8 protein-coding genes are annotated in these 12,899 nt (G+C 35.8%); 3 read left to right on the plus strand and 5 right to left on the minus strand.

Annotated elements, in window-relative coordinates; translation table 11 throughout:
* Positions 1 to 477 precede the first annotated feature (477 nt).
* The 5 genes from GWK10_RS15780 to GWK10_RS15800 all read right to left on the minus strand — a co-directional run bounded on the left by GWK10_RS15780 (position 478) and on the right by GWK10_RS15800 (position 8,695).
* Positions 478 to 2,478, minus strand: coding sequence for a putative porin (locus tag GWK10_RS15780; RefSeq protein WP_164033367.1), 2,001 nt, complete (start codon positions 2,476 to 2,478; stop codon positions 478 to 480).
* Positions 2,479 to 2,610: 132 nt separating this feature from the next.
* Positions 2,611 to 3,267 carry a hypothetical protein gene (locus tag GWK10_RS15785; RefSeq protein WP_164033368.1) on the minus strand — a complete coding sequence of 219 codons (657 nt, stop codon included), beginning with the start codon at positions 3,265 to 3,267 and terminating at the stop codon, positions 2,611 to 2,613.
* A 118-nt stretch (positions 3,268 to 3,385) separates the two neighbouring features.
* Positions 3,386 to 4,183, minus strand: a complete 798-nt coding sequence (locus GWK10_RS15790; protein WP_164033369.1) for a hypothetical protein — start codon at positions 4,181 to 4,183, stop codon at positions 3,386 to 3,388.
* An 18-nt stretch (positions 4,184 to 4,201) separates the two neighbouring features.
* The gene (locus tag GWK10_RS15795) at positions 4,202 to 5,623 is read right to left on the minus strand and encodes a RagB/SusD family nutrient uptake outer membrane protein (RefSeq protein ID WP_164033370.1); all 1,422 of its coding nucleotides are present in this window, start codon (positions 5,621 to 5,623) and stop codon (positions 4,202 to 4,204) included.
* Positions 5,624 to 5,635: 12 nt separating this feature from the next.
* On the minus strand, positions 5,636 to 8,695 hold the full coding sequence (locus GWK10_RS15800) for a SusC/RagA family TonB-linked outer membrane protein (RefSeq protein ID WP_164033371.1): 3,060 nt from the start codon (positions 8,693 to 8,695) through the stop codon (positions 5,636 to 5,638).
* 208 nt (positions 8,696 to 8,903) lie between these two features.
* Between GWK10_RS15800 and GWK10_RS15805 the strand changes: the two genes are divergently transcribed.
* The 3 genes from GWK10_RS15805 (at position 8,904) to GWK10_RS15815 (ending at position 12,839) form a co-directional block, all read left to right on the plus strand.
* A complete protein-coding gene (locus GWK10_RS15805) occupies positions 8,904 to 9,503 on the plus strand; it encodes a ribonuclease HII (protein ID WP_164033372.1) in 600 nt (199 codons plus the stop codon).
* Between the two features lie 189 nt (positions 9,504 to 9,692).
* Complete coding sequence (locus tag GWK10_RS15810; RefSeq protein ID WP_164033373.1) at positions 9,693 to 12,101, plus strand: hypothetical protein; 2,409 nt, start codon at positions 9,693 to 9,695, stop codon at positions 12,099 to 12,101.
* A 39-nt stretch (positions 12,102 to 12,140) separates the two neighbouring features.
* Complete coding sequence (locus tag GWK10_RS15815; RefSeq protein ID WP_164033374.1) at positions 12,141 to 12,839, plus strand: TapB family protein; 699 nt, start codon at positions 12,141 to 12,143, stop codon at positions 12,837 to 12,839.
* Positions 12,840 to 12,899: the final 60 nt, after the last annotated feature.

Raw genomic sequence — 12,899 nt, forward strand, 5'->3', positions numbered from 1 at the left:
ATATAAAACCAATTTTTAATTCACACAACAAAAAAATTAAACTTTTTTTCGACCCTAACTCCCAATAAAAAATGAACTCCCAAATCACCCCTAAACGTTCCCCGTCTAAGCGGCTGCAAATATAAAACGAGTTAATGGTTACCACAATGCTTTTTGTGTTTTTTTTCATTTTTTTTTCGAAGCTATTTAATGCACACAAACAAAGCCTTTGTTTATAGGTGTTTAGTGATTTACAAGTAGGATAAAAAATAAGAAAGTGCTATTGTTATTTTACAAACTACATTATATATGTAATGACAATACTTGCGTTAGGGATTGCAACGGCATCCTTTTTATTGTTATTTATACTATATAATGAGCGCGAAGAATAAGACTGAATAATAAACCGATTATAACTAATAACCCTTACAAACAATAAAAAGATATAGTGAAAAGCCCGACCATGACTTTTTCTGTCATGGGAACGCCCTAATGGTTTTAAGTAAAGAAATTCCAAACTAGACCAAAGCGCACTATAAAATCTCGATATGGATAGTTTGGTGCCGATAAGAAATTATAGCCTGTAAAGCTACTATTGAAATGTTCGGCTTTTAAATAAATACGTGTTTGGCGAACCTTTGCATTAAAAAAGAAATCGAGCACCGGGAAGTTGCCGATTTTTGTTTGGTTCTGAGTGTAAAATTCCCCGAGTAACGGACTGTATTCATCGGCATTATATTCAGTAAAGTATTTTAAAGTGACACCGGTTTGAAAATACATGGCCTTTTTAAACAAAAACCCTGAATAATAAAAGGTGTTTCTGGTGACAATTTCTGGCACATTAATTACCTGCGAGTCTTGTGTTACATTTTGATATTGTACTGTGTTATGAAGTGCGAAACCGCGCCAGCTAATTTCGTGTTCTAATGTGGCCTTTAAGTAATTAATGGTATTTGTAAATTGTAATGGCTGTGCTTGGGCAAAATCCGTGGAGCCTTCTGGCAGAGTTTCTTTACCGAAATATGCATAATTATCGATAATGGAGTAACTAAGATTTAAATCGAACCACTTTTTTGACTTGATATTAAATTGAGCGGTTTGAGTTTTTACATTATCGAAGTCATTGAACCAATTATACTTGGTATAATCACTTTGATACATTATAAAATTGAAATCGGGAGCTTTAGACGCGGATTGTATTTCAGCTTTGACAGATAAGTCTTCAGAAAATTGAAAGCCTGTGTTTGCATTAAGGCTGTTTCCTTCTAAATCACCAGCAATAATAGTTTCTAGACTAGCGCCAATATCAAACTGACCTATTCTATGTTTCCAGCTTCCACCAGCGCCTACCGTGCTCCCTTTTAAATTATTGGGTATTGTCAGACCATCACTTATAAAAGTACTGCCGTGAATATAATTATAGTTATAATAGGTACTGTTGAATTTGAGTTCGCCTGTTAGCTTCGAATCGTAACTTAGGTACAGTTGATTATTCATAGCGCGAAGCTTGGAGCGGTCATCGACCGAACCGGACACAAAGGCGGTTCCGAAAAAGTTGTCAGTTGATGAATTTTTTTCGAAGCGATACGATTTGGTTTCATAATTGAAAACATGTCCTAATTTGAGATTATATCTTCGTAACGAATCATTCTTTCTAAATATACTGAAATCGTGGTCTAGGAAATATCGTTTTCCATCCAGTCTATTCTCAGCATCCTGAAATTGAACTTGCACTAACGATCTATCCTTAAACTCGTCATCGCCTGATGTGAATTCTTCTTCAAGATTAGACGCACCTCCATTTTCTTGATTGGTAATATCTTGAGCGGCTATATGCCAGCGCATATTATATCGATCATTACTTGTATTATAGTTTGAAGTAATTATAAAATTCCCGTTACTACTTAAAATATTTTGATACTTACCTAAGGATCTAAGACCCTTATACGCCAAAGAGATATTAAAATTAGGGGCCGGGTTTACAGTAATCATCGTTTCCAACAGCTGCCCTTGCTCCATTGTAGTTTTAAACAGAATATCTGTTACTGGAGTTGGAACTCTATAATAATTTATATCATCCAACTCTTTATATGGAAAGTGCTTGGCCTTGATTCCATATTCCGGATACAGCCTTTTTTGTTTAAATGAATACCCTAGTCGATTGTATGTTTGCCCAATATTTGAGAAACGCAACAACTCAAAATTGTCCTTACGTAAATAGTTGTATTTGTATTCTTTTTGAATACTTAGTGTAGTATCGATTTGAGTAGTATCACGACCATGGGAAATGACTTGATATAAATCGATTGTAGGTTTTACTTTTTTATTTCGAGCTAATGCTTCTGGATCGAAGGTGCGGCCACCTTTTTTCTGTTTAGCTGTATCCCGAGGTTTCTGATTAAATGGATCAGTATTGTTATCTGGTTTTGGTGGTAAATCTTGCCCTAGGACAAACGCACTTATGCTTAAGAAGAAAAAACAGAAAAATGTGTATTTCATGTATTATTGCTGATGATTATACAGCGGTCACATGGTACCGATTAATATCGGGTTAAAGGTATGGTATTTGAATTAATTTAAATGGTAAGGTTTTGTGAAATAAAAAACCCTCCAAAAAGGAGGGTTCTGATATTATTGTTTTTGATAGTAGTAAGAAACTATTTGTTTGAGGTCTTCCTCTTTATCTAATTTAAATTTTCGCTGCTTTATTAATTTGGCGACTTCCTCTTTCTTATCTGAAAATACCGTCAGAAACTTTTTCTTCTTTTCTGGTAATTCTAAAGCTAATCCTCCTTTGGATTTTAAATAATAAGTGGAGCGGCTCTTAAGATACTTAGCCGGCTTATCACTCCCATAACCATTCTTTGCTTTCTGTTCCTCTTGAAAACCAATTACATCTCGAGCGAGCAAAATATTACCCTTATCATCCTCCCATACTACACGTCCGAATGCATTATTGAAATCATTACCTAATGGAATATACGTTTGTCTAAGAGATTCAATTTTAACACTACTCACACTGGAAACGGGGACAACTTTAATTCCTGAACCCACTTTCACTTCCATTTGTTCATCGCTAGCATTATAGCGAACTAGATAACTGCCTTTAAACCCTTCAATTGATGCTGGCTGAAATTCTTCATGCACATAAGGGGTTCCTTTGACTCCTTCCAAGTTAGCCGGTCTTAAAGTAATAAATTCTACTTTACGAAAAGAAGAATTAATTGTGCCTTGCGCGTAAATAAGACCGACCGAAAGGCTTAGGAATATAGAAAGAATTCTTTTCATTGTTATTATTTTTTACTAAGATAACAAAAACTACAAAAGGTTTAAAATTTTAATAAAAAAGTAACATATATGAAAAAGGCGGCAAATTGCCGCCTTTTTGAATAAATCACATTCAGTCTTATTGCTTAGTATATGTAGCTGTGGCTGTATCGCCAAAACCATTTTCCCAACTAATTGTTAAAGTACCATCAGCATTATCTTGACCTGTTAATACAACAGTAGAGCCAAAAGCTTCTACCCAACTTCCGGACAACTGACCACATACATCTTTAAAATTCCCAGCTGTTTCGAAACAATAACCATATGGTGCGCAATACCAATCTTGATAAACTCCTGCAACTCCATCAGAAATTGAGTATGTACCATCTTCATTTTGAGTAACCTCAACGGTATACTCAAAGTTTGTTATTGGATTATTAACAGGTGCCCCATCTGTGGAAGTACCTGAACTAACCGCAACATATGTCCCCGCTAAATCAGATGGACAAAATCTAAAGATACTGATCGTCGCACTTGGTCTGCTATTCAAGACACCACCAGTTACTTCGTCGATATTAACTACAATAGTATTTGTAACAGCATCAGGAACCGCATCAAAGTTTCCAGTAACTACGAATGTTCCAATATTTTCTCCAGCTGGAACAACAAAAGTACTCGGGATTGTATATTCGGCTGAACTCGCAGTAGAACTTTCATCAACCGATATTGTAAAAGATCTATCGGTATCTGATACATTAGAAATTCCCACTGGTACGCTGATTTCTGACACACCATCAACCGTAACGGGAAGGTCAAATGAGGTTGCATCAAAGCCTAAAAGGAATTGATCACCCTGAGAATCTGCAGTCACTTGCGAATCCTTATCACAAGAACAGATAATAAGACCTATGAGTAAAGTATAAACTAGTTTTTTCATTTTATATATTTTAAATTTTTAGTTCCCGTAACCAGGGTTTTGGATGATCGCTGTGTTCCCAGCAATTTCAACATTCGGGATTGGCATCGCAAAACGACGATCATCAACAGGAATACCACAAGGAATACCCTGTGCACCGCAATCCCGAGAATCACGAACAATGCCGTTACCTAGAATATCACGGGTCCTTCTAAAATCGATGTAACGATGTCCTTCATAAGCCAACTCCAATCTTCTCTCCAGAAGAATATCCTCAATAGCGTCTCTCAAACTTCCGTATGAAGGGGTAGGCTGATCAGACCCGAATCTTGCGTCTCTTAATAAATCAATTGTAGCCGCTGCTCCACTTAAATCATTTGAACGCGCTTGCGCCTCGGCTTTTATTAAGTATTGCTCTGCGACTCTAAAAACCTTCACATTATTCCTAAGGTCTTCTCCTGGTCTACCAAAATATTTACCAACACGAGTCTCTCCTGATTCGCTAGTAACTAAGTCAATAACAACCTCTCGTCTAGCATCCATTGGATCTAATAAATCACCTAAACCAAAAGAAACTTCTAGAAAGGGGTTACGAGTTCCAAATGCAAACAAACCACCTGGACTTCCTCCAGCTGCTTGATTACGAATTAATGACCAAATCACCTCTTCGTCGTTTGTGTCTCTAAAAATTCCCAAATAATCAGCTTTATCCGCTAATGGTATATCTGCTATTAGACTATTTGCATTTGCTATAGCCCCAGTATTGTCACCGGTGTATAACGCAAGTCTAGCTCTGGCTGCCGTAATAAACTCAGGTGTCACCCTATTAATATCAGTTTGATTACCCAATACAGAGCTTGCTCTATCCAAATCTGCAATAACTGCGGCACTAAACTCAGCAACCGTATTTCTCACGGGCTGTTCGAACACAATGATGCTATTCACATAAGGAACTGCCAACGCATCAGCAGCAAATTCCCCACCTGGAGCAATATTATTATCCGATGAATAAAGTGCCATTAAATCAATATGAGCTAAAGATCGTAGTGCTAACATTTCACCTAAAGCTCTATTTAATCTTACTCTCTCACTTTCGTCATCGGTTTCAAATGCTTCAATTGCCAAGATAACTTGTGTAGCCAGATTGATCACAGAGTAATTTGTAGTCCAAATTCCTGTGGTGCTACCACTTCCTGGGTCTAATACCTGAGAGAGGTCTGGGATACCCTGCCCACCACTATTAGATCCTATTCGCAGATCGTCAACAAATCTGGACGAAAATGCAATAACATTTTCAGGAGTGTAAGACCCATATGCAGCTTGAACACCTTGTTCTATATCGCCTACGGTACCAAATGCCTGATTGGAATCAATCAAGTCAGTAGGATCAATCTCCCTTGCATCCTCACAAGAAAGGAAAACAAATAGAGATGCTATTAAATAAAAACTATATTTTTTCATAATCAACTCTAATTAAAAATTAATATCAAATCCTAGTGTAAATGTTCTTCCCACTGGAAAATCAAAGAATGAACCTGCATTATTATCTTCGGGATCAAACCCTCTCCATTTAGACCAGGTCACTAAATTTTGTGCCTGAACATAAATCTGAATACTCTTGAAATGGTTTTTCAACTGATCAGAATTAAAAGTATAACCCAAAGTTATGTTACGGAGTCTTAAGAATGATGAGTCCTCTAGATATCGCGTACCATCAGCAAAACGATTAAAAAATTGAGGGTCTGGAATATCGGTAATATCACCTGGTTGTGTCCATCGATCTAAAACCCTTGTAGACTGATTTGCAATCCCTACCAATGAAGGATCCTCAACTACAGCCAAAGTACCATTGTTTCTCCAAACATTGGTTGCATAACTAAATAAACTTGTCAGGCCAAAACCTTTGTAAGTTACATTTAATCCGAAACCACCAGAAAACTCAGGGTCTCTTGTTTTATCTAAAATAACACGATTGTCTAAGCTAAAACTTTCAGTTAAATTTCCATCAACATCTAAAAATAAAGGCCGACCATTAGCAGGGTTTACACCGGCATAACGAACGTCAAAAAATGAACCAAACGGATCCCCTACGGATAAAGACTGTGTGTTTCCTCTGTCAACAAATTCTTGCTCTCCGTCAATTGATACTACTTCATTTTTATTGTAAGCAGTGTTAGCAAATAAGTTTACTACCAAGTCATTAGATTGCACCACGTCATAAGACATTGCAAATTCAACACCAGTATTTCTAAGCTCCCCTAAATTTCTCAATATAGTTGTGAATCCAGACGTAGCAGAGATTGGTGCACTTAAAAGAATATCTTCTGTATCTTCTTGATAAACATCTAACGAACCTGATAACCGCCCTTTCATGAAACCAAAATCTAAACCAAGATTGATACTTTTCTTCGTTTCCCATCTCAAATCAGGATTTCCTATTGCGAAAGGAAATACACCTGGATTTCCAGCATAACCTGTTCCAGAAGAAAATAAATCTCTTGTCGCAAAAATATTGGCTTGACCAAATCCGATGTCCTGGTTTCCAACTTCACCATAACCTGCTCTTAAAGCCAAATTATCAACCCAAGTAGAGTTGCTTAACCAATTTTCCTTAGAAATATTCCACCGTCCAGAAACAGAAAAGAATGTCCCCCATTCATTATCGCTAGAAAAACGAGATGAAGCATCACGACGAATATTTGCCTCTATGTTGTATTTCCCATCATAACCATATCGCACAAGTCCAAAAACTGAAAACAAACCTAGATCAACACTTCTACCCTCCAGAGTTGGAACGTATGGTGTTGTTCCATCAGGATCTGCAGTCTGGCCGCTGGTTAACCCAAGAATTGAGTTCGGCAATCTAGGATCAATACCAAAACCTGTAAAACCAGCATCACGGAATTGTTGTTTAAAATATTCGGTAAATGCACCTACTTCTAAATTATGCTTATCAGCAAAAGTGTTAGTGTAAGTAACATTGTTAGACCAATTAACACGCAAAACACGTTGTGTAGCTTCTCGTCTACTACCTCTTATCTGTGCCGCGGCGTTAGGGACGTTAAACTGCCCTCTTAAACTTACAGGACTAATTACATCAAGATCATTTTCCTGAGTATAATCAATACCCGCATTCGTTCCAATAGATAGATTATCTGCTAATTGATACTTACCACTAACGCTAATCACAGCTCTAATCTCATCCTCACGATTGGTATTAAATCTGTTTGTATTTTGGGTAACGAATGGAGTATTTTGGAATCCTGTTGGTCCTAAAGCAGCTCCCGTAATTGGATCGTTGGACAAACCGGTAACATTTAGAGAACCATCTGGATTAAATGGTGAATAATAAGGTAAACTTATAAAAGCTGCTAAAAATGGGTTATCTAAAGAACCACCACCTGCAGCACCATTTACCACAAAATCATTTCTTGTAAAATTTAACGAGATGTTTGATGAAAACGTTAGTTTATCTGAGCGTGCATCTAAGTTCGATCGTAATGATATACGCTGTAATTTTGATCTTAAAGAGGTACCTTCTTGTTCAAAATATTGAAGAGAACTAAATGATCTTGAGTTTTCTCCTCCACCAGAAAAGGTAACTTCCTGAGAAAAAGTCTTCCCTTGACGCAACAGAATATCCTGCCAATTCGTATTAACCTGACCAAACTGAGCTATTTCGGCGTCCGTTAAGCCATTACCTGCACCAGCTCCTAAATCTCTTTGGTATGTTAAGAACTGTGTACTATTAAGGAAATTAATATTTGGCTCAATCAAATCAGTAAATCCATATTGTGATCTATATGTAACACTTAGCGGTTGATTAAAACTACCTCTTTTTGTAGTTACTATGATCACACCGTTAGCTCCTCTATTACCATAAATCGCAGATGCACTTGCGTCCTTAAGAACTGTAAGATTTTCAATATCATTAGAATTTATACTTCTAAAGTTATCCTCATCAACAGGAACACCATCTATAATAAATAAAGGTTCAATGTTCGCATTTGGATTAAATGAACTTCGCCCCCTTAAGATAATAGTACCACTAGCTCCAGGTTGTCCAGAACCTGCATTTACACTTAGACCAGCAACTTGACCTTGCAACACTTGATCTAACGCTGGAATAGGAACATTTTCAATAGTCTCTGCTGTCACAGTAGTTTGTGCTGCTGTAACACTCTCCTTTTTTACCGTAGAGTAACCAGTTACTACAACCTCGGAGAGAAGTTCTGCATCCTCCTCCATAACAACATTTATAACTGTCTTACCTCCCACAGCGATAGTTTGTTCTTTTAAACCTAAATAGGAAAAAACTAAACTTTCTGTTGAGGAAGCATTGATAGAATAATTACCATCAAAATCAGTTTGTACACCACGCGAAGTACCTTTAACTACAACGCTCACACCTGGTAACGGAAGTCCATCAGCCGCAGCTGTAACATTACCAGTAATCGTCTTTTCCTGTGCAAAGGAAAAACTTGTAACCAACGCCAATAACAGCGTTAGAAACAAAGTAAACTTTGATCTCATACTTTTAAATTATTTGAATTAGTCAATCGCAAACATCTTAATAAATAGTTAATAAAGCAAAAAAATAGTTATGTTTAACAAAGAAAGCAAAAGATTAAACTAACTATTTGCTAATCAATATTTTAATTTTATGAGAATTTCTCAATAATTATAATATTTTAATGAATATTATTTAGTTTTTTTAACTAAATCACAACTAATAACTCAAATGTTAAATATAAGTTTTACGAATCTCACCCTGGAATGCGGTACTGATGAAGCTGGAAGGGGTTGTTTGGCAGGGCCAGTTACTGCAGCTGCGGTTATTTTACCCCAAGGTTTTATCAACAAAATTCTCAACGATTCTAAGCAGCTTTCTGAAAAAAAGAGAGAGACATTAAAACCAATTATTGAAGAACAAAGCTTAGCATTTGGTGTGTCTCATATCTTCCCCAAAAAGATCGATGAAATTAATATACTGAATGCCTCCATCTTAGCTATGCATCAATCCATTGAGCAACTAAGCACCACTCCAGAATTTATAGCAGTTGACGGAAATAGATTTAAACCTTTTCAGGATATTCCATTCGAAACTGTAATTAAAGGTGATGGAAAATATATGAATATTGCGGCAGCATCGGTTTTAGCAAAAACATATCGCGATGAATATATGCTTCAAATACATGAAGAATTCCCGATGTATAATTGGAAGCAAAACAAAGGCTACCCAACCAAAGAGCATCGGGAAGCAATTAAAAAATTCGGTCCGTGCAAATATCATCGTACCTCATTTAGATTAATTCCTGAGCAACTATCGCTTGATCTTTGATACACTATCAACAAACGTTTATTCTTTTGTTGAAAAAAGCATCAACCTCCACTCCTTTCACTTCATATTTAAAGCTATTTTCCCGTTTTAATTGCTTAGTATTTAAAGATGAACAAAGGTTTTTTACTTCTATTTTTTTCAGCACTACTCTTATTTAATTGTAATCAAGGGGTAAAGACAAAAACGGCTATGGTTAATCTAATTCCCCATAACACTGGAATTATTATCAAAGCCAACGACCTGAATACTCTTAAAAGCAACATTAAGAATCATGATTTTTTCAATCTTTTTAACAATACATCTCTTAATGATCAGATACTTTCAAAATTTAAATTGCTAGGGGATCTTGATTTTGACAATGATGTTATTTTATGCATTTCTAATGAAGGAAAAAAGCAGTTTGAATTCACTTTAATTACTAGTAATAGTGAAGCACTTCAAAAAAGTCTTTCGGATTCTAAATGGAATATTAGCACTGCTTCTTATTTGAATAACACTATTAACACCATCAAAATTGATGAGGATGAAATCTACCATTTAATATTGGATGACCTTATTGTAATATCAACCTCTAAACTATTATCTGAAAATACCATTCGTCATTATAAATCGGAAAGCCATTTTACCAGCGATTCGTTTAAAAAATTATTTAAAAGTGTTGATGCCAATGCACCTTTCTCGCTTGTCATAAATATGCAGGATTTCGGTAATCTTTTTACTAGTGCTTTTCCCAATATAAAAAAAAGAGAGGTTACTTCCCTCGCAGATTGGATTGCTATTGACACTGACATCAACAATGATCATTTACAAATCAACGGTATTGTTACGGCAAGTGATTCATTAAATCAGCGTTTTAACCTTATTAAGGGATTAAGTGGCCACGCACTCCAATCAATCAATATCACACCAACCAATAGTACCTCTTTAAAAGCATTTACCTTTGAGGATTTTACCACACTGCACGCTAACATAAACAAGCAAGTAGCATATACCGGAGCTCCAGTTCAAAAAGAATTCAATCCCATTTTTTCTGATATCGATGAGATAGGACATATTAAAATAGGAGAACAAAATGTGATTGTTCTTCATAGTACAGACGTTATTGCCACTAATCAGCATTTAGAAAGTGAAAAAAACAAAGCGAAAACATTTAGAGATGTATCCATTTTTAATTTTAGCAAAAGTGACCTCTTTGCAAAAAACACTCCGATAATTATCGCACCATTTGAAGTTACTTATTATTTTAAATCCAATGATTTATACGTTTTTTCTAATAACCTAGTCACACTTCAAGATATCATTGCGTCATATCAAAATAATAGTACCATTGCAAAAGATGAAAATTATCGGAATAGTAAAAATCAACTTTCCGAAGAAACATCATTTACCTGGCTTGCCAATACGAAACAATTCAAATCGGTATTGAAAACAGCCGTTTTGTCTAAAAAGGTTAAGGAAATAGACAAACTCAATTTCAACCAATACCCATGGATTGCATTGCAGTTAGACTATCAAAACGATTTTGGCTACATCAATGCAACTATTAAAAAGAAACAAGGTGCTACCGCTAATAATACTGTTGCGCAATTGGCAAGCGTTACCCTTGACAGCAAGATTTCAAGTAAAATGCAATTGATAACGAATCACCGATCGAAACAAAAAGAGATCGTTGTACAAGATGAGAATAATGTATTGTATCTCATTTCTAATAAAGGGAACATCCTTTGGAAAAAACAACTAGAGAGTAAGATTGTTGGCGATATTAAGCAAGTTGATCTTTATAAAAATGGAAGGCTCCAACTCATTTTCAATACTCCTAACCAACTACATGTATTAGATCGAAACGGAAAAGTTGTGGCTCCCTACCCCATTAGTTTTGAAGATGAGATCACGCAATCTATAGCTGTATTCGATTATGATAAAAGCAGAAATTACCGCTTTATAATTACTCAAAACAACAATTTATTAATGCTGAATGCTGAAGGGAAAACCGTAAAAGGTTTTGAATTTTCAAAGGCAGCTTCTAACTTGATGCAAGCACCCAAGCACTTTAGATCAGCTGGAAAAGATTACATTGTATTTCCTACAACTGATGGCACTATGCACATTTTAAACAGACGTGGGCAAAATAGAATTAAGGTCGATAAGAAAATTAACTTTTCTAACAATCCGGTGCATTTCTACCAAAATAAATTTACAGTTACAGATACCGATGGTCTTATGCATATTATAAATACTAATGGTAAAACTGAGGTCGCAAAACTAGGTTTAGAAAAGGAACACGATATCGTTACCACCAGTAAAACTCTAGTCAGTTTATCAGATAACACTCTAACCATTAAAAAGAAAAAGGTTAAACTAGATTATGGATTGTACACGAAACCAAGTATCTTCTATATTAATGACAAAATCTATGTATCAGTAACCGACACGCAAGCAAAAAAGGTATATGTATTTGACAGCAATGCAAAGCTACTCCCTAACTTTCCTGTTTACGGCACGTCGATGATTGACATGGAGAACATTGATAAAGACCGAAGTCCTGAGTTTATTGTACAAGGTGAAGAAGACTCGATTTTAATTTATGGGATTAATTAGGCTCTTTTGAAAAGAGAAATAATACAATTCTAAGCAACAATGAAATTTAAACATGTTATAGCTTGCATCTTTTGCTTATTATTAGTTGTTACCGCTTTTGCACAAGATTGTGACAACGCACTATTTTTGAAGGAAGGTAATGCCCTTGTTTACAATTCCTACAATAAAAAGGGAAAGGCACTTAACCAAACAATCCACACCACAAAGTTTATAGATATTCAAAATGATTGGCGTGAAGCTACTATCGATGCGGAAGTTATTTCAGTCTCCAATGACGATACTTTTATAACCGAGTACAAAGCCAGTTGTGAAAATGGTTTAATCGGTATCGAAATGGCTCGATTTTTTAATGGTGCAACACTAGCGAAATACAACCCAGATGATTTTGTGATTTCTATGGATGGTGATGTTCTCGAGTTCCCAAGTGAGTTAGAAGAAGGATCCAACTTGAATGACGGTTCATTTTCTGCAGAAATTGCCAATCAAACAGCCACTTTTATTACGATTACTTTTGAGATTACAAACCGAAAAGTTGCAAATAAAGAGACCATTACCACCAAAGCAGGAACGTTCGATTGTCAGAAAATTACATACAACTATAGCACCAAAGCGGGAATTAAAGTACAAGGCAGTGGAGCCGATTGGTATACTGAAAATCGAATTTTAGTCCGTTCCGAATCCTATAATCGAAAAGGAAAGTTACAGGGATATACCGAATTAATCGAAATAAAAGAATAACAACAGGATGCTGGCAGCCATCTAATTATATCGAATAATGGGTTTTTTATATATTGCAAC

Source organism: Spongiivirga citrea (assembly GCF_010671565.1).
Classification (GTDB): Bacteria; Bacteroidota; Bacteroidia; order Flavobacteriales; family Flavobacteriaceae; genus Spongiivirga; species Spongiivirga citrea.